Below are 26799 nucleotides of genomic sequence, written 5' to 3'. Positions count from 1 at the left end.
TCAGTCGAGGTACTTGCTGGAGACCCAGCCCCTCGTACCGGCCGGAATTCCCGACCTCGTCCGCTTGGTGATCTTTCCGTACGACCAGCTCTTCTCGAAGTCCTGGAGGCCGCCCGTCCGGCAGAAGTAGCGGAATGAATCCCCCCGGTAAAGCGTCCCGATCACCCGATAACGCTTTCCGGGCCCTGTCCGGTATGTTGCGCCGTTGGTGCGCACCTTGAAATTCACGTCAGGTGAATTGAACCGGCACGCCGACGACCCCACCGCGGAGGCCGTCGGCGCGAGGGCCATCGAGCCTCCCAGCAGCAAGGATGCCGTCAACACGATGGCTGAAGCTCTGCACTTGGCCTGCACGCCAGCACACCCCCCGCTGATCAGAAACGCTTTTGTCATCGCGCAGAAGAGAATAGCACCGGGCATTCGTGATGTGACGATCCCGGGAACGCGTCACAGCAACTCCCCTAGTTGTGAGTCGCGTTGGCGAATCGGATGGAACCAATCCGGCAAGTGGGCGCGTCATTACCCTCTTGGCTGTGCCTACGCGCCGTCTCGCGGCATTCGGCTCAGGCGGGTGCGGCTTTCGTCTCGGACCCTCCGGGTCCAAAGCGCCGACAGAAGGAGGGGAGGCCCCTGACCGGACCAGCGTCCTCCGCTCCGGAGCGACCATCCGCCGTTCCGCCGCCCGACAGCCAGTGAGGGCCCCTCGCGCTGGGGGCCGGCAAGGCCGTGGCGTCAGTGGATATGGCTCGCGGGGGACCGGTCCCGAGACAGTGAACGCATGCTGGGCGGACACCAACTGCCGCGATCAACTCATCCAGCGCTGCGAACACCCCAGGAGTACGCGCGTGACCGCTCCGGAGTCTCTCTCACTGCCAGCGTCGATCAACTGCGTCCTGGCGCGTCGCGCCCCCGCCACACTCGCCCTTGACCTGGCGTCAGCTCATTCGGACCTGTGCGAACTCGTTGACGCTATCGGGGACTCCCGGACCTACAAAAACGACAAGAGGAACGCCGATGCCCGCCGACAGGCGAAGAGACTCGCTCGTCGGCTGCGCCGCATCAGCCATGGCCTCTACACAGGACCGTGTACGCGAATCCGAGCGGATGACCGGCTCGGCAGGTTCGTCAGCGCCCACGATCGGGACACTCTCGGCGACGGCGGTCTCGCCATCGCCGGCAGAACTGTCACCCGCATCGCCCGCACCATTTCAAAGCTGAGCAATCCCGAGCCTTTCGCTGTTCTTGTGCGTGATAGGAGCATGTCGAACACCTCATCCAGGATGCGTGAGGTCGGCCAGTCGCTGCAGATCGCCCTCTCCACGGTCGTCCTCGACTTGTCCGCCGCCGATCTGTCCGGGTTGGAGCCCCACGACGTGCTCCGACTCCACAACGTCATCTGGGCGTCCGGCACGATCTGGCCACCTGCCGTAGCGGAGCAGGTACGCGCCCGATCCCACACCGAGGTCTGCCCTGGCGTCTTCCTGATCTAGAGGTTGTTGTTCGCCGGCCTGCCGCAACCGACTCATGGCCTCCTTGGCCCGATCACCGCTGGTGCGCCGACGCGTCAAGCCAAGTCGAAGCGTGGAGGTCGCTGTGGATGCGGCGGAACAGGCGGAGGGTCAGGTGCCGGCCGGGGCCTGTGCGGCGAGTTCGATGAGGGGGTCGCCGCTCAGCCGGCACACCGTCCACTCCTCCAGCAGTTCCACTCCGAGCGACTTGTAGAAGCCGATCGTCGGCTCGTTCCAGTCCAGGACCCACCACTCGAAGCGCTCGTAGCCGTCGCGCTCGCAGATCGCGGCGAGGGAGGCGAGCAGGGCCTTGCCGTGGCCCCCGCCTCGGGCGGGCGGTCGTACGTAGAGGTCTTCCAGGTGCATGCCGCGCGTGCCGGTCCAGGTCGAAAAGCGCGGGAACCACAGGGCGTAGCCCACGGTCTCGCCCGTCTCGTCGTCCTCGGCGATCAGCGCGAAGGCAGCGGGATGCTCGCCGAACAGCGCCTCGGAGAGCTGCTCCTCGGTCGCTCGAGCCTGCTCAGCAGCGCGTTCGTACTCGGCGAGTTCGCGGATCATCGCGCGGATCTCCGGGACGTCGTTCACAGTGGCAGCGCGGATCATGCCGGAAATCATCGGTCACCGTAGCGAGCCGCGTCCATCCGATTCCGTGCCTTTCCAGCAGCGTGGACCCGCTTCGGGAGGCGGGTCAGGGCTTGTTGAGGTAGGTGAGGACGGCCCGGACGCGGCGATTGTTGTTGTCGTCGTCGGTGATACCGAGTTTGCCGAATATCGAGGTGGTGTATTTGCTGATGGCGCTTTCGCTGAGGAAGAGCCGTTGAGCGATGGCCTGGTTGGACAGCCCCTCGGCCATGAGGGCGAGCACGGAGTGTTCGCGTTCCGTGAGCCGTTCCAGCCGTCGGTTCGAGGAGCCGCTGGAGAGCAGCTTGGTGATGACGGCCGGGTCCATGGCCGTACCGCCGGCGGCGACGCGCTCCAGGGCGTCGATGAACTGATCGGCGTCGAACACGCTCTCCTTGAGGAAATAGCCGATGCCGCCGGCGCCGTCGGCCAGGAGTTCACGGGCGTACAGCTGCTCCACGTACTGAGAGAGGATCAGGACGGGCAGCCCGGGTATCTCGCGGCGGGCGGCGAGCGCCGCCCGCAGGCCCTCGTCCGACTGGGTCGGCGGCATGCGGACGTCGACGACGGCGACGTCCGGACGCCAGGTCACCAGCGCGGCGAGCGTTTCGGGCCCGGTGGCCGCCGTCGCCACCACCTGGTGGCCGCATGCCTCGATGAGGCGGACCATGCCGTCACGCAGGAGATAGAGGTCTTCGGCTACAACGATGCGCACGGCACCATCATCCTCACACGGGTCGGGCCGCCCACCGGGCTGGTGATCTCACACGTGCCGTCGAAGACCGCGATCCGGCGGCGCAGCCCCGCGAGTCCTCCGCCGGCATGCTCATCGGCGCCGCCCCGGCCGTTGTCCTCGACTTCGACGACGATGCCGCCCTCGTCCTGGGCGATGGAGATCCGGCCCCGGGTCGCATGGGCGTGCTTGACCGCGTTGGTCAGCAGTTCGGCTATTCCGAAGTACAGGGCGGACTCGATCGGCGGTTCCAGGCGCGGCTGAACGTCGGCGCTGACGCTGGTCTCCAGCGGGCTGTCCATGGCCAGAGTGCGCACGGCGTCGACAAGGCCCCGGTCGTTCAGTACCGGCGGGTTGATGCCGTGGACCAGTTCGCGGAGCTCGGTCAGGGAGGTGGCGGCGCCGACCCGCGCCTCTCGCATCAGCGCCTTGGCCTGGTCGGGGTCGGTTTCCATCAGTTTCTCGGCGGTCGCGAGAGACAGCCCGAGCATGACCAGGCGTGCCTGCGCCCCGTCGTGCAGGTCCCGTTCGATCCGGCGGATCTCGGCGGCCTGCGCGATCGTGGTGTCGGCCCGCTGGGCCGTCAGCTCGTCCACCCGGTCGGCCAGCGCCATCGCCGACGACGGGCGCAGAAACCGTACGGCCACCGGCTCGACGGACCGCCAGGCGTAGGGGGCGCCCGCGAGGGCCACGACCGCGCCGACCACCCCGACCTGAGCGGACTCCGGTTGGCTGAAGCCGAGGACCGCCGCCACGGCTCCGGCCGGCGGGATGGCCGCGGTCACACCGACGGTGATCGGCACGATCGCCGTGAACCGCAGATCTCGCCAGGTGGCGGGATCGCTCCACCAGAGCCGCAACCGCTGCTCTTGGCGGGCGTCGTTGCTGGTACGCGAGTAGGAGAAACCGTTCCACCAGTACCCGGTCGACATCTGTGTCACCGGGGTGGCCTGCCGGTACCCGGCGGGGATGACGGTGCCCGTCCACTTCGCGACGAGGGAGCGGACCATCCGGCAGACCGGCCGGGACAGGGCGACCGTGCCGATCCCCGCCCATACGAACGGGCCTATCCACGACCACGGGTTTCCGCCCCACCAGATCCACAGCCCCACGGCAGCCGCCCATACGGCCGGGACCAGCATGGCGACGGCCACCACGACGCACGCGCGCGCAAACCCCACGCAGGCGCTCGTCACCCACGACACCAGCGGTTTCATCATTCCCCTTCCCATGGCCCAGTGAGTCCACTGTGCGCCCCGGGAAGTGCGATTCCGGCCAGGTCGGCGCTGAAGTGGGTCCAGGCCCACCCCACTGTGCGTCCAGGCCCATACCGCCCCCGTCGTGCGCTCTCTAGCTTCGAATCCACAGCTTCCTGCTCGCCGGCCCGGTCCGCCGGCTTCCCGGCGTAGGCCGCGCGCTTTGACATCCCACCCAACACATCGAAGGAAGAAACATGGCAGCACCCGGGCACGTCAACCGCCCGAACACCCGGCGAACCTTCGCCACGGTGAAGAAACTCGTCGCGGTCTACGGCGCGTTCAGCGTCGCGGTCCTCGCCGTGGTCGTCGTCCTCTCGGTCATGGGCCGCGAGGTGACGTCGTTCATGTGGGGCCGCACCGGCGGGATGTTCGCGAGCGCCGTCGTGACGTACTGGCTGACCGTCGTCGCCTCACGGGGCGCGCGCTGGGCCTATATACGCGTGCGCATCATCGCCGTCGTCGTGCCGGTCGCGATCATCGCCATCGACTCCATCCCCGGCGCGCTCCCGCTGTGGTTCGTCGGGCTGCAGATCGCGGGCGCCCTCGCCCTCGCCCCCACCGCGTTCCTCGTCAACCGGGCCGAGCTGCGCGCCGCCTTCCCGAAGGCGCGCTGACGCTTCAGCGGCCTCGCCCGGTTCGCCTTGCGGGGTTACGGTTTTCCGGTGTGGTCACACCTCACCAGACGTGTCATGGATGACGAGCTGATCGACTTCCTGCTGGAGCGTCTGGATTCGACAGGCATGGAAGAGCTCGACGGCCACGAACCTCTCGACTTGGCCGTCGAGCTCTTCTCTCACCCACCCAACGGGGCTCCCTACGCATTCGTCAGGGGCTGCCGAGCATGCACGCGCGATCCCGTCCGTCACGCCGACGGAACCCTTGGCCACGACGAAAGCCTCGTCGAGCCATGGCCGTGCCCGCACGTCCGGGCCCTGGCACTGCGCTTCGCCGACGATCCGGATTACCTCGAATCGTGGCGGCCGTAGCGGTCACCGTGCCGGGCCCTCGCCCTTCGGCGGGCCCTGACGATCAGCGGCAGGCAGCCCACCACGCGTGAGCAGGGCGTCCAGTTCGGCCGTGAAGAGCAGGTCGGGCTCGAATCCCATCCCGGTGAAGTGGCCGGCGAGTTCCAGGGACAGGACGCCGTGCAGCCGGGTCCAGAAGACCAGCGCCTGGTGGAGGGCCGCCGGCGGGGCGGGGTGGCCGTCCGCCCACTGGCGGTGGTCTTCGAGGTGTGCGGCGAATGGGGTCGCAGGGCCGGTCGGGGTCAGCGTGGTCCAGGCGTCGAGCAAGGTGGCCATGCTCTCGACGCGATGGTGGTGATGTCGTCGGGCGCGTGTTGACGTCCTCACCCGCATGAGCGTGGGTGATTCCCGCCTGCCCCGCCACGTGCAGCGGCGGGGCTTCGGGTGGGTTCCTGCTTCGACGAGCGCTGCCCCGGCGTGCGGGGTCTGACGTGCTCCGATGTGCCCACCGCGACCGCGGCCCTCGGCGCGGGCCTCGAAGCCTGGCTGCACGACCTGAAGACCACCGCCGAATCCCGCGCTCACGCGCGGAACGGCTAGGCGGGCAGCACCGAGGCCAGGAAGGGCTCCACGGCCCGGCGCCAGCCGTCCGGCTGGTCGTAGTGGACGAGGTGGCCCGCGTCCGCCACCTCCGCGTACTGGCCGCGCGGCAGAACGCGGACCATCTCCTGCGCCTCCGCCCGGCCCAACTCGCCGTCCAGGCCGCGCACCACGAGGGTGGGGCACTCCACGAGCGCCAGCTCTTCCCAATGGGCGTCATGGATCCAGGCCGCGCGGGCCTTGAGCATCTGGCGGCGGGAGAAGACCGGGCGCCAGCCGTCCGAGCGCTCGGCCATGACCTCGGCGAAGAAGTCACCCCGCGCCGGATTGGGCCGCTCCAGCCTCGGGTCGTCCTCGCCGAACCACTTGCGCACATCGGCCAGGGTCGCGAACGGCAGGGGCCAGGACGCGAACCACTGGGCCCACTCCGCCTGCGAGGCGGCGCCCAGCGCGGAGGCCCGCATATCGCAGATCACCAGGGCCCGGACCAGGTCGGGGCGGCGGGCGGCGAGCTGCCAGGCGGTCAGCGCGCCCATGGAGTGGCCGATGAGGGTGACGGGGGCCAGGCCCAACTGCTCGACCGCCGCCGCGGCGTCGGCCACATGGGTGGAGCGGTCGAACGGGCCGTCGGCGGGCTTCTCGCTGCGGCCGTGGCCCCGCTGGTCGAGGGCGACGGCCCGATGGCGGGCGGCCAGCCAGCGCGCGGTCCGCGCCCAGTGGGACCCCCGGCCCATCAGGCCATGGAGCAGAAGAACACCCGGCCCGCGCGAGGCCCGCGCGCCCCCGCCCGTCTTGGGCGGATCGGCGAACTCCCAGGCGGCGAGCCGCACACCGCCGGCTCCCGTCACGTCGATGCGCCGCACCATGTGTTCTGGCACCTCCATTCCCTCCTCGACCAACCCCAGGATATCGAACCCTTATTCGAACACGCCGTTACGACCGGACAACACCCCTCGTTCGAGTGACCGCGCCAAGGGGTTGATCGTCCACACCGAGGGGAGACAGCTAGCGGGAGGCGGACTGCTCGGGGAAGGAAGTCCGCGGGGGCCGACCCTGAGAGCTCGGGGCTCCGGGTCGCCAGGGCCTTTGGCCCTACGGGCCGCGTCACAGCGGACCGTGGGGCCAAAGGCCCAGAGGGGGGACATGGGGAGGCAGGGCCCCGGCGGCTCAAGGCGCCGGGGCCCTCGCTCTTCTCGCTGTCGACCGCCCGCTGGGCAGCACTGCCCGTCAGGCCCATGAAGGCCCCCCTCCCCCGACCCGGGGGAGACAGACGAGCAGACCTCGTACGCCCCAGCCCCAGATCCCCTGCACACCTCGGCGCACGAGCGCGCTCGTGCATATATGCCTCAGCGACAGAGTCGCACGCGGCGGGCGCGACCGCTCGGATTCCACGAACTCCGGTATCCGGAAAACGTCAGGAAAAGCAGGCGCCGCAGGTCACGACAGTCGAATCGGCCGAACCGGCCGATTTGGCCAGCGTGTCGCGGGGGTACGGGGGCACCGGAGGGCGGAAGCGGTGGTACAGGCGCGGGACTCAGCGCTTGGCGACGAAGACGTGTGAGGCGATGTCCGCGTCCAGCTCGGCGGCCTCGCCGCTGCTGCCGACCAGCACCCCGCCGGGCGACTCCGTCACGCTCACCACCGAGCCCGGCTGCACACCGGCGCGGCGCAGCGTGTACATCAGCTGGGCGTCCATCTGGATCGGCTCGCCGATCCGGCGCACGACCACCGTCTTGCCCTCACTCCCCGGCTCCAGCTCGCGCAGGCTCACCATGCTGTCGTCCAGGAACGGGTCGACCTCCGCCTTCTCGCCCAGCTCCTCCAGGCCCGGGATCGGGTTCCCGTACGGCGACTCGGTGGGGTGGCGCAGCAGCTCCAGCACCCGGCGCTCCACCGCCTCGCTCATCACATGCTCCCAGCGGCAGGCCTCGGCGTGCACCTGCTCCCACTCCAGCCCGATCACGTCGACCAGCAGACACTCCGCGAGCCGGTGCTTGCGCATCACGCGGGTCGCCAGGCGGCGGCCCTCCTCCGTGAGCTCCAGGTGACGGTCGCCGGCGACCCTCACCAGCCCGTCCCGCTCCATGCGCGCCACGGTCTGGCTGACCGTCGGGCCGCTCTGGTCGAGCCGCTCCGCGATACGGGCGCGCATCGGGACGACACCCTCCTCCTCCAGCTCGAGGATGGTGCGGAGATACATCTCCGTAGTGTCGATGAGTCCGGACATGCGTGCCCCTCGAATGTGTCGTGCGGTGGCCCTGACCCCAATTCTGACGCATCCCGCCGACAACGGAGCCGAGTCCGGCGTCACCGTGCCCATGGGAGCGGTTCGGAACCGGCCCAGTATTGACAGCGCCCTGACCGACGGCCCAACGTGATCCGCGCCACGCGGCACCGACCGCGGCACCGGATCACACCACGACCCACACCAACGGGAAGGGCCACTCGGGGATGAGCGAGAGCAAGCTGGCCGGGCAGTACTTCGACGCCGCCATCGGCCTGCTGCGGCGAGTACGCGACGAGGAAGCCGAGGCCATCGACGCGGCGGGCGCCCTGGTCGCCGAGACCGCCACGGCGGGCGGCCGCCTCTTCGCCTTCGGCGCCGGCCACTCCTCGCTGCCCGCCCAGGACGTCGTCTACCGCGCGGGCGGCCTGGCCCTGATGAACCTGCTCCCGGTGCCCGGGATGGTCGGCGTGGACGTGATGCCGGCCACGCTCGGCAGCGCCCTGGAGCGCGTCGAGGGGCTGGCCGGCGTCGTCCTGGACAACAGCCCGGCGCGCGCGGGCGACCTGCTGTTCATCATCTCGCTGTCCGGGCGCAACCCGCTGCCCGTGGAGATGGCCGTGCACGCGCGGTCGCTCGGCCTCAAGGTGATCGGCGTGACCTCCGTCGCGTACGCCACCGGCACCGCCTCGCGCCACCACTCCGGGGACTTCCTGAAGGACCACTGCGATCTGGTCCTCGACAGCAAGATCGCGGTCGGCGACGCCGAGCTGACCGCCGACGGCGTCGGGGCGCCCTTCGCCCCCGCCTCCACGGTCGTCACCTCGGCCCTGATGCAGGCCGTGATCGCCACGGCGGCGGGCGAGCTGGCCGCGCGCGGCATCGACCCGCCGATGCTGCGCTCGGGCAATGTGGACGGGGGCCACGACTGGAACACGCGGGTCATGGCCGCGTACAGCGACCGGATCTTCTACCAGCGCTGAGACACCGCCGGGACAACGCCGGGACGCCGGGCTACCCCAGCTGCCGCGCGAGATCGAGGGCGGCCGCGACGCGGGCGGAGACGTCCTCGGCGTACGCGGCGTCCGCCCGGTCGAAGGGGCGGCGGCCCGAGGCGCGCAGAAAGGTGACCACGCCGAGGGTGCGGCCGCGGCTGCGGAGCGCCGTGCACAGGCCGTGGACCGTGCCGTCGGGCCACTTGCGGGCCGCCGCCCACCCGGCGGCGGCCGCCTCCTGCGCGCGGCTCGCGCTGACCCGCACCGACCCGCAGCGCTCGACCGCCTGGAGCGCCGGATGGCTCTCCGTATAGGCCAGCGGAATGCCTCCCGCGACGATCGCCGGGCAGGGGCCCGGGGCGCCGCTCGGGGTCGCCGCCGCCCGCACCAGGCGGACCCGGTCCTGGCCGGGGCCGCCGATCCTGTCAGCCGGCGGGGCGTCCAGGACCAGGTCGATCAGGGCGTGGTCGGCGAAGCCCGCGAGCGCGAAGTCCAGGTGGACGGTGGCCGCCTCGGCCGGGTCCTCGCACTCGGCCGCCGCGCGCGCCGCCCGGTGCAGCTGATTGCCGCGGAAGCGCAGCCGCGAACCGTCCATCTCGTGGCGCTTGGACTCCGTCACGTCCTGGAAGATCCACGCCACGCCGAGCGGCACCGGCTCCTCCGCCAGCGGCGAGGCCAGCCGCAGAAAGCCGCTGCGCCAGCAGCGGCGCGCCGGGGCGCCGCCGTCACCGGCCCCGCCGCCCGCTCCGTCTTTGGCCGCGCCGCCGCGTAAACCTCTGAGGCCTTCGCCGTTCTCCCGCAGGCTCACCCACAGCTCCGTGGGCGCCGGGGGCGCGCCCTCGGCCAGGACGTGCTGCAGCGCGCTCTCCAGCTCCTCCAGGCCCTGGTCGAGCAGTTCCCCCAGCGGGCGCCCCAGCGCCGCCGTACGGCCCGCGCGCAGCGCGCGCGCCGCGTTCTTGTTGACGACCGCGGGGCGCAGATCGGCGTCGACCAGCACCACGCTCCACGAGGCGTCGTCGAGCAGGGCCTCGCTGAGCGCTATCGAACGCTCCAGGTCGATCTGCGTGTGCACCTCGCTGAACGCGCAGTACACCCCGCCCGGCCGACCGTCCGCCCGCGGCACCGCCGAGGACTGGGTGCGCACCAGGACCCGGCCGCCGTCCTTGGTCAGCAGCGCGAACTCGTGCACCTGGCGCCCCGGGGCGTCCATCGCCGCCATCAGCCGCGCCTCCACCTCGCGCGCGTCCGCCGCCCGCACCGCCCAGCCCGCGAGCCCCTTGCGGCCGACGGCCTCCCGCGCGGACCAGCCGAGGATGCGCTCGGCCTCGCGGTTCCAGTGGGTGACGGTGCCCTGGGCGTCGAAGGCGCACAGGGCCGCGTCCATGCCGTCCAGCAGCGCGGCGAGCAGCCCTGAGTCGTCCTCCGGATCGGCCGTGGCCCCCGGCGGCCCGGCCTCACCGGCCTGCGGCGGCGCCGGAGCGGACGGCACGGCACGAGCCGGCTGTGCGGGCTCGGAACGTCGCGAAGCGCTCACCGGACACCCCCTGGTTGACCTGGCAGCCACGGCCGCGTGCACGGTGGTGCACGCCGTGACATTCAACTCGAACGTGACACGCGCCACACCGGATTCCGCTAAATCGTTGCGTCCCGGAAATTCACTTGTGGCGCGGCGGAGCGGTTCTTAGGGTGTGGAGCACACGAGAAGGGAGGTGGTTCGGCAGATGTATCAAATCCGGACGCGTGAGGTGGCTGCGGGCTAGCAGTCCGTCGTCGCGCTCAGCGCATTCGCCGGACAGGCGCACGAAAGATGTGCGCGGCCGGCCAATCCCAAGCAGTCACCCGACCCGTGGGTCGCCGGTACGTCCGACCGGCCCCCTCGCGCCTGACGGCGCAGGGGAAAGACCCACGGGTCGTCTGCGTTTTCTCCCCCGTTTCCGTCCCGCCACCGTCCGCTACGGGCTCAGGCGCTCGATCCGCCAGCCCTCGCCGCCCGGCCCCGGGACGTAGCGCAGCCGGTCGTGCAGCCGGTTCTCCCGCCCCTGCCAGAACTCCACCGCGTCCGGCACCACCCGGAAGCCGCCCCACTCCGGCGGCACCGGCACCTGCTCCCCCGGCGGATAGCGGTCCGCCAGCTCCCCGTAGGCCCGGTCCAGCTCGTCCCGCGAGCCCACCACCGAGGACTGCGCGCTTGCCCACGCCCCCAGCTGCGACCCGTGCGGCCGGGTCCTGAAGTACGCCGCCGTCTCGTCCCGGCCGGTCCGCCGCGCCGTGCCGGTGATCACGACCTGGCGGGCGATCGGGTGCCAGGGGAAGAGCAGCGATACGTACGGGTTCTCGGTGAGCTCACGGCCCTTGCGCGAGGTGTAGTTGGTGTAGAAGACGAACCCGCGCGCATCGAAGCTCTTCATCAGCACCGTGCGGGAGCTGGGCCGCCCGGCGGCGTCCGCCGTCGAGACCACCATCGCGTTGGGCTCGAACAGACCGCTCGCCACGGCCTGCTCGAACCACCGCGTGAACTGCTCGTACGGGTCGGCCGCGAGATCGCGCTCGGCGATCCCCTCGGCGCGGTAGTGCTCGCGCATGGCGGCCGGGTCGTAGGTGCGCGCGGCCGGACGCGCCGAGAACTGCGGGTCAACGTGAGGCACGCGCATATCTTGCAACATCAACGCCGCGCCTCGGGTACTGCCCCGAACGGGCGATCCTGGAGGAGGGTGTGCCGCTTCTCACGCTTCCCCGAGGGTACTTCAGACACCACACTGTGGGGACACCAGAACGTGGCTGACCACGCGCCCGGCGCGGCCGGATCACACCGGCCCGCACGGGGCATCACCGGGGTGACCGGTACGGACCGCAAGCCGCGCGCGCGGCCGTGGAGCCGTCCCGGCACCAGGAGCCCGCCGCTCGTCCACCGTCGACCACATCACGAGGAGCCGCCTGATGTCCGACTTCGTACCCGGACTCGAGGGAGTCATCGCGTTCGAGACGGAGATCGCCGAACCCGACAAGGCGGGCGGCGCGCTCCGCTACCGAGGCGTGGACATCGAGGACCTGGTGGGCCATGTCTCCTTCGGGAACGTGTGGGGTCTGCTGGTCGACGGCGCGTTCAACCCCGGTCTGCCCGCGGCCGAGCCGTTCCCCATCCCGGTCCACTCCGGCGACATCCGCGTCGATGTGCAGTCCGCGCTGGCCATGCTCGCGCCCGTCTGGGGCCTCAAACCGCTCCTGGACATCGACGAGCGCCAAGCCCGCGAGGACCTGGCGCGCGCCGCCGTGATGGCGCTGTCGTACGTCGCCCAGTCGGCCCGCGGCCAGGGTCTGCCGATGGTCCCGCAGCGGGAGATCGACAAGGCGGAGACCGTCGTGGAGCGCTTCATGCGGCGCTGGCGCGGCGAGCCCGACCCCAAGCACATCGCCGCCGTCGACGCGTACTGGACCTCGGCCGCCGAGCACGGCATGAACGCCTCGACCTTCACCGCCCGCGTCATCGCCTCCACCGGCGCCGACGTCGCCGCCGCGCTCTCCGGGGCGGTCGGCGCCATGTCGGGTCCGCTGCACGGCGGCGCGCCCTCGCGCGTGCTCCACATGATCGAAGAGATCGAGCGCACCGGCGACGCCACCGCGTACGTCAAGCAGGCCCTGGACCGCGGTGAGCGGCTGATGGGCTTCGGGCACCGCGTCTACCGCGCCGAGGACCCGCGCGCCCGCGTGCTGCGGCGCACCGCCAGGGAGCTGGGCGCGCCGCGCTTCGAGGTCGCCGAGGCGCTGGAGCGGGCGGCCCTGGACGAGCTGCACAACCGGCGGCCGGACCGGGTGCTGGCCACCAACGTCGAGTTCTGGGCGGCGATCGTCCTGGACTTCGCGGAGGTCCCGGCGCACATGTTCACCTCTATGTTCACCTGCGCCCGCACCGCCGGGTGGAGCGCGCACATCCTGGAGCAGAAGCGCACCGGCCGCCTCGTACGCCCCTCCGCCCGCTACACCGGCCCCGGCCCGCGCAGCCCGCACGACATCGAGGGCTTCGGGAACACCTCCGGCTGAGCGGCCGGCTGTCTCAGCCCGGCGCGCGCAGCACGTCGTCGAGAATCCGCGCCCACTGCGCCACCACCCGGTCGCGGCGGGCGCGGTCGTCGCTGAGGATGTTGGCCAGGCCCAGGCCGCGGGCCATGTCCAGGAAGCCCTGGACGGACTCCCGTACGCCCGGCACGCTCTCGTCGGCGCCCAGCAGCTCCACCGCCATCCGGTGGGTCTCCCGGCCGATCCGCGTCTCCAGGGCGGCCACGCGCGCGCCCAGCTGCTCCTCGTAGGAGGCCACCACCCACAGCTGGAGCGCGGCCCGGAACAGCGGGCCGGTGTACAGGTCGACCAGTACCCCGAGCACGCCGCCCACGTCCGCGACCCGGGTCGGGCCGCCGCCCTCCCCGCCGCGCTCCCGCTCGCGCTCGCGCGCGTGCAGGGCGCGCAGGGCGGCCGAGCGCTCCGTGGCGACGTGCTCCACCGCGGCCGTGAACAGGTCCTCGCGGGTCGGGAAGTGGTGTTGGGCCGCGCCCCGCGACACCCCGGCCCGTTCGGCCACCACCGCCACCGTGGACCGGGTCCAGCCGTGCTCGGCCAGACAGGCCACGGCGGCCTCCAGCAGCCGCCGGCGGGTCGCGCGGCTGCGGTCCTGCTTGGGGTCGCGCAGCGCGGTGCGCGGCGGGGTCACCGCGCCTCCCCGCCCGCCGGCTCCGACACCCACGCCGGCTCCGACACCCACGCCGGATCCCGTCGCTCCAGGAAGGCCGTCATGCCCTCGCGGGCCTCGGCCGAGGCGAACAGCGCCGCGGACCGCTTTGCCAGCCGGTCCGTGTCCCGGGCGAAGGCGGCCAGCACCTCCGCCGTGACCAGCCGCTTGGACTCGGCGAGCCCCTGCGGGGACCCGCGCCGCAGCCCGTCGAGGACCGGCGCCAGCAGCTCGTCCACCTCTCCCGCCGGGGCACCCGCCGGGGCACCCATGGTCACCAGGCCGATCCGCGCCGCCTCGGCCGCGTCGAACCGCTCCCCGGTCAGGTAGTAGCGGGCCGCCGCGCGCGGGTCCAGCCGGGGCAGCAGCGGTATGGAGATCATCGCGGGCGCGAGCCCCAGCCGGGCCTCGGTGAAGGCGAAACTCGCGCCCCCGCCCGCCGCCACGATGTCGCACGCGCCCAGCAGCCCCAGACCGCCCGCCCGGACATGCCCGGTCACCCGGGCCACCACCGGCTTCGGCAGCTCCACGATCGACCGCAACAGCGCGACCAGGCCCAGCGCCCCCGACCGCGTGGGCGGCTCGCTCAGGTCCGCGCCCGCGCAGAACGTGGTGCCGGTGTGGGTCAGCAGCACCGCCCGCGTGGCCGCGTCCCGCCCGGCCGCCGCCAGCGCGTCGCCCAGCTCGGCGACCAGCCGCGCGGAGAGCGCGTTGCGGTTGTGCGGTGAGTCGAGGGTCAGGGTGGTGATGCCGCGCGCGTACGCGCGCCGTACGAGAGGTGGTGGCGCGTCCGTCATGGGGCCGTCGTACTCCCTTCCCTGGCGCGCAGCTCACGCCTGAGGATCTTGCCGGTGGCCGCGCGCGGCACGGCGTCCGTGAACTCCACACGGCGCACCTTCTTGTACGGGGCCACCCGCCCGGCAACGTAATCGATCACTTCGTCCGCCGACAGCTCGGCCCCGGGCCTGAGCACCACATACGCCTTGGGGATCTCGTTGCCGTCCGCGTCGTGGACCCCGACCACCGCCGCGTCCACGATCGCCTCATGGGTGAGCAGCACGGCCTCCAGCTCGGCGGGGGCCACCTGGTACCCCTTGTACTTGATCAGTTCCTTGACCCGGTCCACCACATACAGCCAGCCGTCGGCGTCCACATGCCCGACGTCGCCGGTGCGCAGCCAGCCCTCCGCGTCGACCATCGCCTCCGACTCCGCCGCCCGGCCCAGATACCCCTTCATCACCTGCGGCCCCCGGATCAGGATCTCGCCGTCCTCCCCGACCCCCAGGTCCCGCCGCTCCCCCGCCGTCTCCACGACGCGCATCTCGGTGCTCGGCAGCAGCTTGCCGACCGTGCCCGGCGGTACGTCCCGCGCGGCGCGCGGCACCATGTGGCAGCCCGGCGACAGCTCCGTCATCCCGAACGCCTGCAGCAGCGGCGGGGTCCCCAGCCGCCGCGCGCACGCCCGGGCCAGCTCGGCGTCCAGCGGCGCCGCCGCGCTCATCACATAGCGCAGCGACGACAGGTCGTAGCCGGTGACCGCCGGGTGTTTGGCGAGCGCCAGCACGATCGGCGGCGCCACGTACAGCGCGGTCGCCCGGTGCTCCTCGATCGCCGCGAGGAACCTCTCCACGTCGAAGCGCGGCAGCACGATCACCGTCGCGCCCTCCCGCAGCGGCGCGTTCACCAGCGCCGTCAGACCGTAGATGTGGAAGAACGGCAGCACCGCCAGGACGCGCTCCCCGGGGCCCATCGGCACCACCGGATGCAGCTGCGCCAGATTCGTGGCCAGGTTGCGATGCGTCAGCATCACGCCCTTGGGGGTCCCCGTCGTCCCCGACGAGTACGGCAGCACCGCGATGTCCTCGCCCGGGTCGATCTCCACCACCGGCTCGGGCGCCGTGCACTCCAGCATCTCCCCGACCGATCTGTGCCCCTGTGCCGCGTCGCAGACAAACACCTCGCGCACCCCGCCCGCCCGCTCCCCGGCGCGCCGGGCCACGCCCAGCAGCGCCGAGGTGGTGACGATCCACTCCGCCTTCGCATCGCGCAGCTGCGCCGCGAACTCGTCCGCCGTCGCCAGCGGATGCACCGTGGTCACCGCCGCTCCCGCGCGCGTCACGCCGTAGAGCACGACCGGGTACAGCACCGAGTTGGGGCTGTGCAGCGCCACCACATCCCCCTGGCGCACCCCCGCCTCCGCGAGCGCCGCCGCGAACCGCCGTGTGGCGCGGTCCAGCTCCGCGTAGCTCAGCGCCGTGCCGGCCACCCCGTCGACCAGGGCGGGCAGATCGCCGAACCCGTCGCTCGCCCGGCCCAGTACGGCCTCGTGGATGGGCAGGTCGAGGGGCGGGACATCGGGGTACTCACTGCGCCACGCCATCGCGGGTCCCTCCGTAGGTCCTGGTCCGTCAGCGTCACTACGTCAGTAGGTCAGTAGGTCAGCAGGTCAGCAGGTCAGCAGGTCAGTACGACTTGGGCAGCCCGAGCGTCTGGTGCGAGACGAAGTTGAGGATCATCTCCCGGCTGACCGGCGCGATCCTCGCCACCCGCGCGGCCGTGACCAGCTTCGCCAGCCCGTACTCCGCCGTCAGGCCGTTTCCGCCCAGCGTGTGCACCGCCTGGTCCACCGCCTTCACCGCCGCCTCCGCCGCCGCGTACTTCGCCATGTTCGCCGCCTCCCCCGCGCCCGCGTCATCGCCCGCGTCGTAGAGGTGGGCCGCCTTGGCCATCATCAACCGCGCCAGCTCCAGTTCGATATGGGCCTGCGCGAGCGGATGCGCTATGGCCTGGTGCGCGCCGATCGGCTCCTTCCACACCTGGCGGACGCGCGCGTACTCCACGGCCTTCGCCAGCGCGTGCCGGCCCATCCCCAGCGCGAACGCCGCCGTCATGATCCGCTCCGGGTTGAGCCCCGCGAACAGCTGCAGCAGCCCCGCGTCCTCGTCCCCCACCAGCGCCCCGTCGGGCAGCGGCACCTCGTCGAGCACCACCTCGAACTGCTTCTCCGCCGCCGCGAGCTCCATCGGGATGTGGTGGTACGAGAAGCCGGGCGCCCCGCGCTCCACGATGAACAGACACGGCTTGAGCCTGCCCGTCCGCGCGTCCTCCGTACGGCCGACGATCAGCGTCGCGTCCGCGATGTCCACCCCCGAGATGAACACCTTCCGGCCGGTCAGCACCCAGCCGCCGCCGGGGACGCGGCGGGCCGTGGTCGTGATGCGGTGCGAGTTCGACCCGGCGTCGGGCTCCGTGATGCCGAACGCCATCGTCCTGCTGCCGTCCGCCAGGCCCGGCAGCCAGGCGCGCTTCTGCTCCTCGGTGCCGAAGCGGGCGATCACCGTGCCGCAGATCGCGGGCGAGACGACGAGCATCAGCAGCGGGCAGCCGGCCGCGCCCAGCTCCTCGAGCACGATGGACAGCTCGGCGATGCCGCCGCCTCCGCCGCCGTACTTCTCGGGCAGGTTCACGCCGAGATATCCGAGCTTGCCGGCCTCGGCCCAGAGGGTGTCGGGGGTTGTCTGCTCGCTGCTGTGGCGCTTGGCGAAGGCCGCTACGGCGGAGCGCAGGGCGGCGCGTTCCGGGCCGTCTATGAGCGGGCTGGTGTCGGGTTTCATGTGCGGCTCCTCCCGGGTGCGGGCGTGTGGTTGCGGTGCGCTGTACGGGGCGGGGCCCCTCATGTCCCGTCCGCCTCCTCCGCCACCACCGCCAGGACCGCCCCGACCTCGACCTGGCGGCCCGGGGTGGCGTGCAGCGCGGAGAGCACACCGGCGGCGGGCGCCGTGACCCGGTGTTCCATCTTCATGGCCTCCAGCCACAGGATCGGCTGTCCGGCCTCGACCCGGTCGCCGACCGTCACCTGGGCGACGCGGACGACCGTGCCCGGCATCGGGGCCAGCAGCGAGCCCGGTTCCGTACGGGCGGTGGGGTCGGGGAAGCGGGGCAGGGCGGTGAAGGCGTGGGCGCCCAGCGGCGAGTCGACGTAGACCTCCTGGCCGTGGACGGCGACGTCGAACCGGCGGCGTACGCCGTCGACTTCCAGCACCACCTGCTGGGGGCCGGCGTCGATCAGCCGGGTGTCCGGGTGGGCGTCGGCCATGAGGCCGTCGCGGGTCAGCCGGTAGCGGACCTCGTACTCGGCGCCGTCTGGCTCCGACCGGTAGGTCTTGAGCTGCGGCTGCGACGGTACGTTGCGCCAGCCGCCGAGCCGCCCGGCCACGGTGGTGTGCGTGGTCGCGGGCCGCCGTGCCGCGTCGGCCAGGGCGGCGGCGAGGGCGGCGAGGGGGGCCGTCGTCTCGTCGGTGGCGGTGGTCAGGCTGAGTTCGTCGAGATGCCGTTCGAGGAAGCCCGTGTCCATGCGGGCGTCCTGGAACTCGGGGTGGCGCAGGGCGCGTACGAGCAGGTCGCGGTTGGTGACCGGCCCGTGCAGCCGGGCCCGCTCCAGGGCGTGTGCGAGGCGGCGTACGGCCTCGGCCCGGGTGGGGGCCCAGGCGATGACCTTGGCGAGCATCGGGTCGTAGTGCACGGTGACCTCGTCGCCGTCGGCGAGCCCCGAGTCGACGCGCAGCCCCGGGCCCTGGGCCACGCCCAGCCGGTGCATCGTGCCCGTCCCCGGGCGCCAGCCCCGCGCCGGGTCCTCCGCGTACAGCCGGGCCTCCACCGCGTGGCCGTGGGGCCGGGGCGGCTGGGCGGGCAGGGGTTCGCCTTCGGCGACGCGCAGTTGCAGCGCCACCAGGTCGACCCCGTACACGCACTCCGTCACCGGGTGCTCCACCTGCAGCCGGGTGTTCATCTCCAGGAAGTACGGCCGCCCGTCCCGCCCCACCAGGAACTCGACCGTCCCCGCGCCCCGGTACCCGATCGCGCGCGCCGCGCCGGCCGCCGCCTCGTCGAGGGCGCGGCGCAGCACGTCAGGGAGCCGGGGCGCCGGGGCCTCCTCGATGACCTTCTGGTGGCGGCGCTGGAGGGAGCAGTCGCGGGTGCCCAGCGCCCACACCTCGCCGTGCGCGTCGGCGAGGATCTGCACCTCGACATGGCGGGCGCCCTCGACGTACGGCTCCAGGAAGACCTCCGCGTCGCCGAAGGCGGACAGCGCCTCCGCGCGGGCGGAGGTCAGCTCGGCCGCCAGGCCCGCGAGGTCGCGGACCACGCGCATACCGCGCCCGCCGCCGCCCGCCGCCGCCTTGACCAGGAGGGGGAGGTCCTCGGGCGTGGCGCGGTCGGGGTCGACAGGGGCGAGGAGAGGGACGCCGGCGCTGCGCATGAGGTCCTTGGCGCGGGTCTTGGAGGCCATGGCCTCGATCGCCTCGGGCGGCGGCCCGATCCATGTGAGGCCCGCGCCGGTGACGGCGCGCGCGAAGTCGGCGTTCTCGGAGAGGAAGCCGTAGCCGGGGTGGACGGCGTCGGCGCCGGCCGCGAGGGCCGCTTCGACGATGAGGTCGGCGCGCAGATAGGTGTCGGCGGGCGCGGCGCCGGGGAGCCGTACGGCCGCGTCGGCCTCGCGTACGTGGGGCGCGGCGGCGTCGGGGTCGGAGTGGACGGCGACGGTGGCGATGCCGAGTTCGCGGCAGGTGCGGAAGATCCGGCGGGCGATTTCCGCGCGGTTGGCGACGAGGAGGGATCGGATCACGGGTATCACGGGTTTCCTCACATCCGGAAGACGCCGAAGCCGCCGCGCGCGCCCTCGACGGGGGCGGTGTGGATCGCGGAGAGGCACAGGCCGAGGACGGTGCGGGTGTCGCGGGGGTCGATGACGCCGTCGTCGTACAGCCGCCCGGACAGGAACAGGGGCAGCGATTCGGACTCGATCTGCCGCTCCACCATGGCGCGCAGGGCGGCGTCGCCGTCCTCGTCGTACGGCTGCCCCTTGGCGGCCGCCGACTGGCGGGCGACGATCGACAGGACGCCGGCGAGCTGCTGGGGGCCCATGACGGCCGACTTGGCGCTGGGCCAGGCGAAGAGGAAGCGGGGGTCGTAGGCGCGGCCGCACATGCCGTAGTGACCGGCGCCGTAGGAGGCGCCGATGAGGACGGAGAGGTGGGGGACGCGGGAGTTGGAGACCGCGTTGATCATCATCGCGCCGTGTTTGATGATCCCGCCCTGCTCGTACTCGCGGCCCACCATGTAGCCGGTGGTGTTGTGGAGGAACAGGAGCGGGATGTCGCGCTGGTTGGCGAGCTGGATGAACTGGGCGGCCTTCTGGGACTCGGCGGAGAACAGCACGCCCTGGGCGTTGGCGAGGATGCCGACGGGATAGCCGTGGAGGGTGGCCCAGCCGGTGGCGAGGCTGGGGCCGTAGCGCGGCTTGAACTCGTCGAAGTCCGAGGCGTCGACGATGCGGGCGATGACCTCACGGGGGTCGAAGGGAACCTTGAGGTCGCCGGGGACGATGCCCAGGAGTTCGTCGGGGTCGTGGACCGGGGGCTCGGCGGGGCCCGGGTCGGGGTGCGCCTTGCGCCAGTTGAGGCGGGCGACGACGCGACGGGCCTGGCGGATGGCGTCGGGCTCGTCGAGGGCGAAGTAGTCGGCGAGGCCGGAGGTGCGGGCGTGCATCTCGGCGCCGCCGAGTGATTCGTCGTCGCTCTCCTCGCCGGTGGCCATCTTGACCAGGGGCGGCCCGCCGAGAAAGACCTTGGACCGCTCCTTGACCATGATCACGTGGTCGGACATCCCGGGGATGTACGCGCCTCCGGCCGTGGAGTTGCCGAAGACGACGGCGACGGTGGGGATTCCGGCGGCGGACAGCCGGGTCAGATCGCGGAACATGGCGCCGCCGGGGATGAAGATCTCCTTCTGGCTGGGGAGATCGGCGCCCCCGGACTCGACGAGGCTGATGACCGGCAGGCGGTTGGCGCGGGCTATCTCGTGGGCGCGCAGGGACTTCTTCAGGGTCCAGGGGTTGCTGGCCCCGCCGCGTACGGTCGGGTCGTTGGCGCTGATCAGGCACTCGACGCCCTCGATGACGCCGATGCCGGTGACGACGGAGGCGCCGACGGGGTAGTCGCTGCCCCAGGCGGCCAGCGGGGAGAGTTCGAGGAAGGGCGTGTCGGGGTCGAGCAGCAACTCGATGCGCTCGCGGGCGAGGAGCTTGCCGCGCTTGCGGTGACGGGCGACGTACTTCTCGCCACCCCCGGCGAGGGCTTTCGCGTGCTCGGTCTTGAGCTCGGCGAGCTTGGTGAGCATCGCCTCGCGGTGTGCCGTGTAGTCGGCGCCGTGGGGGTCGAGGGCGGAGGCGAGCCGGGTCACAGAAGATCCTCCGGTATGTCGAGGTGACGCGAGCGCAGCCACTCACCGACCGCCTTGGCCTGCGGATCGAACCGGGCCTGGGCGGCGACGCCCTCGCCGAGCAGGCCGTCGACTTCGAAGTTGAGGGCGCGCAGGGCGGGGAGCGCGTGGCGGGTGACGGGGAGGGCGGCCGTCTCCGGGAGCAGCGCGCGGAAGCGGTCGGCGGTGAGGGCGTGGGCCAGCCAGCGCCAGGCGTCGTCGGTACGGGCCCACACGCCGACGTTCGCGGCCCCGCCCTTGTCCCCGCTGCGGGCCCCGGCGACCAGGCCGAGCGGGGCGCGGCGGGTGGGGCGGCCGGGCGGGAGCGGGGGCGGCAGCGGCGGCTCGGGGACGGGGGCGAGGGGGGCGGTGGTGAGGGGTGGGGCGATGGGGGTGCTGGTGCCGTCGGGGAGCACGGCGGTGTGCGGGACGTCGGCGGCGGGGACGTACGCGGCCTCGAACACGCCGTACGGGGAGCCCTTGCCGGGCGGGGCCGTGACATGGAAGCCGGGGTATCCGGCCAGCGCCAGCTCGACGGCTGCGCCACTGACCGCGCGTCCGGTCTTCTCCGGGTCCGGGTCGCGGACGGTGAGGCGGAGGAGGGCGGATGCGGTCTCTTGGGTGTCGGCGTCGGGGTGGTCGGTGCGGGCGAGGGTCCAGCGCACCTCGGCGGGGCGGCGTTTGGTCATGGCCGCCTCCATCTGGTCGCGTACGAGGGCGGCTTTGGCGGGGATGTCGAGGCCGGTGAGCACGAAGACGACCTCGTTGCGCCAGCCGCCGAGGCGGGTGAGGCCCACCTTGAGCGACGGCGGGGGCGGCTCGCCCTTCACGCCGTGGACCCGCACCCGGTCCGGGCCGTCCTGCGTGAGCCGCACGGTATCCAGCCGGGCGGTGACGTCCGGCCCGGCGTAGCGGGCGCCCGCCGTCTCGTACAGGAGCTGGGCGGTGACGGTGCCGACGGTCACCGCGCCGCCGGTGCCCGGGTGTTTGGTGATCACGCACGAGCCGTCGGGGTGGATCTCGGCCAGCGGGAAGCCGGGGCGGCGTATGTCGTGCTCGGTGAAGAAGGCGTAGTTGCCGCCGGTGGCCTGGGCGCCGCACTCCAGGATGTGCCCGGCCACCACCGCCCCGGCCAGCGCGTCCCAGTCGTCCGCCCGCCACCCGAAGTGCGCGGCGGCGGGCCCGGTGACCAGCGCGGCGTCGGTCACCCGCCCGGTGACGACGACATCGGCGCCGGAGCGGAGGGCCGCGGTGATTCCGGCGCCGCCGAGGTAGGCGTTGGCGGTGAGGGTGTGGCTCGGCCAGTCGTGGGTGGTGCGGAGGTCGTCGCCGGTGACGTGGGCGACGCGGGGGGCCAGGCCCTGCCGGCCGGCGGCGTCGCGTATCGCGTCGGCGAGCCCGGCCGGGTTGAGCCCGCCCGCATTGCTGACGATCCGCACACCGCGCTCCAGGGCGAGGGCGAGGGTGTCGTCGAGCTGGCGGAGGAAGGTGGCGGCGTAGCCGCGCGCCGGGTCCTTCTGGCGCTCCCGGCCGAGGATGAGCATGGTCAGCTCGGCGAGGTAGTCGCCGGTCAGCACGTCGAGGGGGCCGTCGGTCAGCATCTCGCGCATGGCGTCGAAGCGGTCGCCGTAGAAGCCGGAGCAGTTGCCGATGCGGAGGGGTGGGGGCGACGGGGTCATGCGGGGCCCCAGGTGCCGCGCGCCACGGCACCTTCGGGCGCCACCCCGTCGCCGCCGACGGACGGCCGCCCGCCGGGGCCCCCGGCCGCGCCACGCGCGCCACCTTCGGAGGCGACCCCGGCGTCGGCTTCGGTGCCGGTCTCGGGGACGCCCCGGCCGTCGCCGGGGCCCGGGCCCGGGGCGCCGTCGTCCTCGGGCGCCACGCCGGAGCCGCCGCCGGGGGGCCGCCCCTGGCCCGGGGGGCCCGCGAAGGCTTGGGCGATGTCCAGCCACCGGTCCGCGTCCGGCCCCTCGGCCCGCACCGCCACATCCGCACGATGCGCGCGCTGGGTGACCAGCAGGCAGAAGTCCAGCGCGGGCCCGGTGACCCGCTGGGGCGCGTCCTCGGGTCCGTACGTCCACAGCTCCCCGCCCGGGGCGCGCAGTTCGACCCGGAACTCCTCGGCGGGCGGCTCAAGACCCCGCACCGCGTACGCGAAGCCCCGCGCCCGCACGCCGATCCGCGCCACATGCCGCAGCCGGGCGGTGGGCGCGCGGCGCACGCCCAGCGCGTCGGCGACGTCCTGCCCGTGGGCCCAGGTCTCCATCAGCCGGGCGGTGGCCATGGACGCCACGCTCATCGACGGCCCGTACCACGGCAGCCGCGTCCCGGCCGGCTGCCCGGCCAGCACCCGCCGCAGCCGCTCCCGCCCCTCCCGCCAGCGCCGCAGCAGCTCAGCGGGCGGCTGCGCCGCGCCGACCTCGGCGGCCTCGTCCACGAACGTGTCCGGCGAGGCGGCGGCCTTCCGCACCTCGGCCGCGAACCCGGCCGGGTCCGTGGCCGCCTGCGCGGCCCGCTCGTCGGTCCAGGCGAGATGGGCGATCTGATGCGCGATCGTCCAGCCCTCGGCGGGCGTCGGCGTGGCCCACGCCTCCTCCGCGAGCCCGGCCACCAGGCCGTCCAACTCCTCGCCCTCGGCGAGCAGATCGCCGAGCACGACGTCCGTATCGGACACGCTGCGCTCCCGTCGTGTGGGGTCCCTGTCGTGCGTCCCGGGAAGGGAGCGTGGCAGTACGCCAAGAAACAATCAAGCGCGCTTGCATGATTCAGCGGACTAGCCGCGCTGATGCGCGAAAACCCCTTCACTCCCCGCCTTACGCTGCGACAGCGATGGCTACGGCGTGAAACGGACGGTGACGTTCGCCCAGCCGTCCGGGCTCTCGTAGTGCCATGCGCTGGTTTCGTCGGCGGACAGCATCGCTTCGGAGTACAGGGCTCCGACGAGAAGTTTCCAGGGCTCGTCTCGCCCGGCGGCTCCTCCGTGGGACAGATCTCGCAGCGAGTCGTCGGCGGCCCTCAATACGGCTGTGCGGATGTCGAAATAGCGCGCACGGTCGACTGCTCCCGTGCTGACGCCGGACCTACTGATGAACGCCCATTCGGCGTGCCAGGGTCCATCTGCCATGGTTGATCACCGATCTGGCGAAGCGCTCCCGGCGACTTTGCAGTGAGTATGAGACAGAGACACGCCGTGACGTCGGCGTGTCGCCGTCCGATACTCACCGCAAACTCGGGCGCCGGTGGCGCGAGTGGCGGCGTTTATGCGGGGGCGATGCCTCGTTGGCGCTGGGCGTGAAGGCGGGCGATGGCCCGTAGCTGCCGCCGTTCGTATGGGGTAGCCGGGCGCACAGAGGCACAGTGCGACCGCCATTCGAGGCCCGTAGGACGGGTGAGGCACACCAGGGGCCCGTCGAAGTCGGTGATCGTCCCGGGCATTTCGTAACGCCGGTCGTAGACCACCATGCCGACCGCAAGACTGGGCAGGACCTTGGTCCAGTCCCCGCCGCTCACCGCTTCCCCTTGGCACGGCATCGGGCGCACGGGAACGGGCACGGCGGCAGGTCGGCCCCCAGTGGGATGAACACGATGCCGGAGCGCAGGTCCAGCGCCCCGCCGTACCGCGTCCACCACCCTTCGGGGGAACCTTCGTACGGGGTGCCCGCGTACGGGTCAGCGGCGTCCGTATCCATGCCCATCTTGACGGCGAACGTGTCCGTTCCCCAAGGGCTTGGCGCATCGCACCTGCTGTCCGATGCGTGGTTCACGTCGACCCCCGCCCCAGATGCTGGGCGATCTGTTCGCCGAGGGCGGCGGACTGCTGCCACAGTTCCTCAAGGGTCGGGCGGTCGTCGCTGCCCTTCTGCTGCCCGCCCTGTCCCTGCGGTCCGTCGTCCTGTCCCTGCTCCGGCGGGTGCGTCATCGGGGAATCCATCTACGCCGCCACCTTCACGCCGTGGATCAGGCGCGGCCCGACATCGACGCCGTGCACGGCCAGCCGCAGCGCCCGCCGCCGCTGCCGCGCAAGCCGATACTCGGCACGCTCCAGCCGCTGCTGCCACTCGCATGTGGGCGCGTGCTGGTGCCACCCGGTCGGACGGCCGGTGGCAGTGTCAGTGGCGCGGTGGCGGCCGGACGGTGGTAACACCAGCCGTAGCAGCGCTTCGAAGATCCAGGCGATAGCCTTTGCCATGTCGTCAACCTTCCAAGGGGTTGATGGCCACCGCCCCCGGACGCTCCCTCCAAGTCGCGTCGCGGGGGTCTTGCATGTGGCAAGTGGTCTGGTGTCTGACTCGCCCGGGTGAGTACCGGACGTACTTCTACGGAGCCCAGGAACGCGGTCCTGACCCGACCATCGCGTTCTCCGGGAGGTCTCTAGTCGAGCACAGCGTGATGCGCCGAAGCATCTCTGTGCTGTGGGCTCCTTGTGGGCTCCTGGATAGACACATACGTGAACACCCAGCTCACGCGGGCACCAGGCGATTTGAGCCACCAGCCGCGGATCCAGCGTCGTTCTAGAGTCAATACCAGCGAGCGAGGGGATCCGTATGACCCAACCAGCAGTCCCGGAATGCAACTTGATCAAGCATCCGCTGACGTACCTACGGATTCAGCGCGGATGGAGTCAGCAAGACCTCGTCGACGTCATCGCCACATCCGCGCGCAAGCTGGGAGTACCCCTGGCTGACGGCTGCCGGAAAAAGGCATGGCGGTGGGAAAACCGGGGAGTCACCCCCGAGGCGGACGCTCAGCGAGCCCTTGCCCATGTGCTCGATATTCCCTACGAGCGGGTCCAGCTGTTGCCATGGCCTCGATGGCTCCCCGCAGGAGAAGCCATCTCCAGTGATTACCCGTGGACCATAGAAGGATGCCTGCAGGCCCTGTACGCCGTGGAGGACGCTTTGCTTGACCGCCGAGGATTCCTGACCGTCGGTGGCACCGCCCTGACCGCCGCAGCGGCGGGTTGGGCCAATCACGAACCCGAACGAGTCGTCGGCGCCCTGAAAGGCGGACGGCTGGACGAGGAAACCGTGGCGTGGGCCGAGGAACGCATCCCCGGACTACGCAGGATGGACGACCGGCTCAGCGGCCGAAATCTATTGCGCTTGGTCAGCGCGGACCTGAGCATGGTTACCGAGCTGATCGACTGCTCGACCTACTCCGAAAGCCTGGAACGGCGCCTGTACCGTGTGGCGGCCGAGCTCGGACAGCTCGCCGGCTGGGTCGCTTTCGACATCGGCCACCATTCAGCCGCTCAGCGGTATTACCTGGGGGCGCTGCACGCCGCCCACCAGGCCGACGACCGGGCCCAGGGGGCCAACGTTTTGGCTGGGCTGTCCTTCCAGCAGGCGCTGTACGGGGAACCGCGAGATGGGGTCGCCCTCGCCGACACCGCCCAGGAGCATGCCCAGTCCGCACCGCCACGGGTCCGAGCTCTGATCGCCAGCCGTCAGGCACGTGCACACGCACGAGCTGACGACGCTGGGGCATGCAACCGAGCACTGCTCCAGGCCGAACAAATGCTGCAACTGGCGGACGCCAGCAGCGGTGACGACCCGGCATGGGTCTACTACTTCGACCGGGCCGAACTGGAGGCGCAGGCCGGCGCCTGCTTCGTCGACCTGCGACAGCCCCGCACGGCTGAAGAATTGTTGTCCACCGCTCTGGCCGACCAAGATCCATCCTACGTACGAGACCGCACTATCTACCTCGTGCGATCCGCCACCACGCAGCTCCAATTCGGGCAGCTGGACTACGCGTGTGCCCTTGTCGGCCAGGCTGCACAGCTCGCACAGAAGTCCTACTCAGGGCGCAGCATCGCGTCAGTGAAAGCCTTCCGGGCATCACTGAAGCCATACTCCTCAAGCCCTCACGTGGCAGCGTTGGACACCGAGCTGGCCGGATTGGCGGCCTGAAC

24 protein-coding genes and 2 pseudogenes are annotated in these 26799 nt (G+C 72.0%); 6 read left to right on the top strand and 20 right to left on the bottom strand.

Annotated elements, in window-relative coordinates; all coding sequences use genetic code 11:
• Positions 1-291: an SH3 domain-containing protein gene (locus ACFZDL_RS18280; RefSeq protein WP_391191631.1), complete on the bottom strand. Its 291-nt coding sequence runs from the start codon at positions 289-291 to the stop codon at positions 1-3.
• Between the two features lie 554 nt (positions 292-845).
• Here ACFZDL_RS18280 and ACFZDL_RS18275 point away from each other — a divergent pair.
• Positions 846-1490: a hypothetical protein gene (locus ACFZDL_RS18275; RefSeq protein WP_353588505.1), complete on the top strand. Its 645-nt coding sequence runs from the start codon at positions 846-848 to the stop codon at positions 1488-1490.
• A 129-nt stretch (positions 1491-1619) separates the two neighbouring features.
• Here the strand turns inward: ACFZDL_RS18275 and ACFZDL_RS18270 are convergent, their stop codons facing one another.
• The 3 genes from ACFZDL_RS18270 to ACFZDL_RS18260 all read right to left on the bottom strand — a co-directional run bounded on the left by ACFZDL_RS18270 (position 1620) and on the right by ACFZDL_RS18260 (position 4079).
• The gene (locus tag ACFZDL_RS18270; RefSeq protein ID WP_353588507.1) at positions 1620-2111 is read right to left on the bottom strand and encodes a GNAT family N-acetyltransferase; all 492 of its coding nucleotides are present in this window, start codon (positions 2109-2111) and stop codon (positions 1620-1622) included.
• Between the two features lie 85 nt (positions 2112-2196).
• The gene (locus ACFZDL_RS18265) at positions 2197-2844 is read right to left on the bottom strand and encodes a response regulator transcription factor (protein ID WP_353588509.1); all 648 of its coding nucleotides are present in this window, start codon (positions 2842-2844) and stop codon (positions 2197-2199) included.
• Complete coding sequence (locus ACFZDL_RS18260; protein WP_353588948.1) at positions 2829-4079, bottom strand: sensor histidine kinase; 1251 nt, start codon at positions 4077-4079, stop codon at positions 2829-2831. The genes ACFZDL_RS18265 and ACFZDL_RS18260 overlap by 16 nt, the downstream gene beginning before the upstream one ends.
• 236 nt (positions 4080-4315) lie before the next feature.
• Between ACFZDL_RS18260 and ACFZDL_RS18255 the strand changes: the two genes are divergently transcribed.
• Both ACFZDL_RS18255 and ACFZDL_RS18250 read left to right on the top strand, forming a co-directional pair.
• On the top strand, positions 4316-4735 hold the full coding sequence (locus ACFZDL_RS18255) for a hypothetical protein (protein ID WP_353588511.1): 420 nt from the start codon (positions 4316-4318) through the stop codon (positions 4733-4735).
• Positions 4736-4810: 75 nt separating this feature from the next.
• Positions 4811-5107: a hypothetical protein gene (locus tag ACFZDL_RS18250; RefSeq protein ID WP_353588513.1), complete on the top strand. Its 297-nt coding sequence runs from the start codon at positions 4811-4813 to the stop codon at positions 5105-5107.
• A 3-nt stretch (positions 5108-5110) separates the two neighbouring features.
• Here ACFZDL_RS18250 and ACFZDL_RS18245 read toward each other — a convergent pair.
• The 3 genes and pseudogenes from ACFZDL_RS18245 to ACFZDL_RS18235 form a co-directional block, all read right to left on the bottom strand.
• Positions 5111-5460: pseudogene (locus ACFZDL_RS18245) on the bottom strand (TetR-like C-terminal domain-containing protein); the annotation flags it as partial.
• 222 nt (positions 5461-5682) lie between these two features.
• Positions 5683-6552, bottom strand: coding sequence for an alpha/beta hydrolase (locus tag ACFZDL_RS18240; protein ID WP_353588950.1), 870 nt, complete (start codon positions 6550-6552; stop codon positions 5683-5685).
• A gap of 668 nt (positions 6553-7220) precedes the next feature.
• Positions 7221-7913: a metal-dependent transcriptional regulator gene (locus ACFZDL_RS18235; protein ID WP_353588515.1), complete on the bottom strand. Its 693-nt coding sequence runs from the start codon at positions 7911-7913 to the stop codon at positions 7221-7223.
• Positions 7914-8137: 224 nt separating this feature from the next.
• On the opposite strand from ACFZDL_RS18235, the gene ACFZDL_RS18230 reads away from it, so the two are divergent.
• Entirely contained in the window at positions 8138-8893 is a 756-nt protein-coding gene (locus ACFZDL_RS18230) for an SIS domain-containing protein (RefSeq protein ID WP_353588516.1), read from the top strand.
• 31 nt (positions 8894-8924) lie between these two features.
• Here ACFZDL_RS18230 and ACFZDL_RS18225 read toward each other — a convergent pair whose 3' ends face one another.
• Together ACFZDL_RS18225 and pdxH are read right to left on the bottom strand one after the other, a co-directional pair.
• Positions 8925-10439, bottom strand: a complete 1515-nt coding sequence (locus ACFZDL_RS18225) for a PAS domain-containing protein (protein ID WP_391191505.1) — start codon at positions 10437-10439, stop codon at positions 8925-8927.
• Between the two features lie 418 nt (positions 10440-10857).
• Positions 10858-11556: a pyridoxamine 5'-phosphate oxidase gene (gene pdxH, locus ACFZDL_RS18220; RefSeq protein WP_353588519.1), complete on the bottom strand. Its 699-nt coding sequence runs from the start codon at positions 11554-11556 to the stop codon at positions 10858-10860.
• A 286-nt stretch (positions 11557-11842) separates the two neighbouring features.
• Between pdxH and ACFZDL_RS18215 the strand changes: the two genes are divergently transcribed.
• Complete coding sequence (locus ACFZDL_RS18215; RefSeq protein ID WP_353588521.1) at positions 11843-12943, top strand: citrate synthase 2; 1101 nt, start codon at positions 11843-11845, stop codon at positions 12941-12943.
• A gap of 13 nt (positions 12944-12956) precedes the next feature.
• Here the strand turns inward: ACFZDL_RS18215 and ACFZDL_RS18210 are convergent, their stop codons facing one another.
• The 11 genes and pseudogenes from ACFZDL_RS18210 to ACFZDL_RS18160 all read right to left on the bottom strand — a co-directional run bounded on the left by ACFZDL_RS18210 (position 12957) and on the right by ACFZDL_RS18160 (position 25074).
• Positions 12957-13607, bottom strand: a complete 651-nt coding sequence (locus ACFZDL_RS18210; RefSeq protein ID WP_353588523.1) for a TetR/AcrR family transcriptional regulator — start codon at positions 13605-13607, stop codon at positions 12957-12959.
• Complete coding sequence (locus ACFZDL_RS18205) at positions 13604-14422, bottom strand: enoyl-CoA hydratase family protein (protein ID WP_353588525.1); 819 nt, start codon at positions 14420-14422, stop codon at positions 13604-13606. Before ACFZDL_RS18205 ends, ACFZDL_RS18210 begins: the two co-directional genes overlap by 4 nt.
• Entirely contained in the window at positions 14419-16005 is a 1587-nt protein-coding gene (locus ACFZDL_RS18200) for a 4-coumarate--CoA ligase family protein (RefSeq protein WP_353588527.1), read from the bottom strand. The genes ACFZDL_RS18205 and ACFZDL_RS18200 overlap by 4 nt, the downstream gene beginning before the upstream one ends.
• Positions 16006-16087: 82 nt before the next feature.
• Positions 16088-17239 carry an acyl-CoA dehydrogenase family protein gene (locus ACFZDL_RS18195; RefSeq protein ID WP_353588529.1) on the bottom strand — a complete coding sequence of 384 codons (1152 nt, stop codon included), beginning with the start codon at positions 17237-17239 and terminating at the stop codon, positions 16088-16090.
• A 59-nt stretch (positions 17240-17298) separates the two neighbouring features.
• Entirely contained in the window at positions 17299-19251 is a 1953-nt protein-coding gene (locus ACFZDL_RS18190) for a biotin carboxylase N-terminal domain-containing protein (RefSeq protein WP_353588531.1), read from the bottom strand.
• Positions 19252-19268: 17 nt separating this feature from the next.
• Complete coding sequence (locus ACFZDL_RS18185; RefSeq protein WP_353588533.1) at positions 19269-20867, bottom strand: carboxyl transferase domain-containing protein; 1599 nt, start codon at positions 20865-20867, stop codon at positions 19269-19271.
• On the bottom strand, positions 20864-22564 hold the full coding sequence (locus ACFZDL_RS18180) for an acyclic terpene utilization AtuA family protein (protein ID WP_353588535.1): 1701 nt from the start codon (positions 22562-22564) through the stop codon (positions 20864-20866). Before ACFZDL_RS18180 ends, ACFZDL_RS18185 begins: the two co-directional genes overlap by 4 nt.
• A gap of 194 nt (positions 22565-22758) precedes the next feature.
• A pseudogene (locus ACFZDL_RS18175) lies at positions 22759-23559 on the bottom strand (TIGR03084 family metal-binding protein); the annotation flags it as partial.
• 159 nt (positions 23560-23718) lie between these two features.
• Complete coding sequence (locus ACFZDL_RS18170) at positions 23719-24009, bottom strand: hypothetical protein (protein WP_353588539.1); 291 nt, start codon at positions 24007-24009, stop codon at positions 23719-23721.
• A gap of 636 nt (positions 24010-24645) precedes the next feature.
• On the bottom strand, positions 24646-24804 hold the full coding sequence (locus ACFZDL_RS18165) for a hypothetical protein (protein ID WP_353588541.1): 159 nt from the start codon (positions 24802-24804) through the stop codon (positions 24646-24648).
• A gap of 12 nt (positions 24805-24816) precedes the next feature.
• The gene (locus ACFZDL_RS18160) at positions 24817-25074 is read right to left on the bottom strand and encodes a hypothetical protein (protein WP_353588543.1); all 258 of its coding nucleotides are present in this window, start codon (positions 25072-25074) and stop codon (positions 24817-24819) included.
• 355 nt (positions 25075-25429) lie between these two features.
• Between ACFZDL_RS18160 and ACFZDL_RS18155 the strand changes: the two genes are divergently transcribed.
• Complete coding sequence (locus ACFZDL_RS18155; protein WP_353588545.1) at positions 25430-26797, top strand: helix-turn-helix transcriptional regulator; 1368 nt, start codon at positions 25430-25432, stop codon at positions 26795-26797.
• Positions 26798-26799 lie beyond the last annotated feature (2 nt).

The sequence above is a fragment of the Streptomyces sp. NPDC007917 genome (assembly GCF_042959105.1).
In the GTDB taxonomy this organism is placed as follows: Bacteria; Actinomycetota; Actinomycetes; order Streptomycetales; family Streptomycetaceae; genus Streptomyces.
The sequence above is the reverse complement of the archived record's forward strand: the minus strand, read 5'-3'. Positions and strand labels throughout refer to the sequence as shown.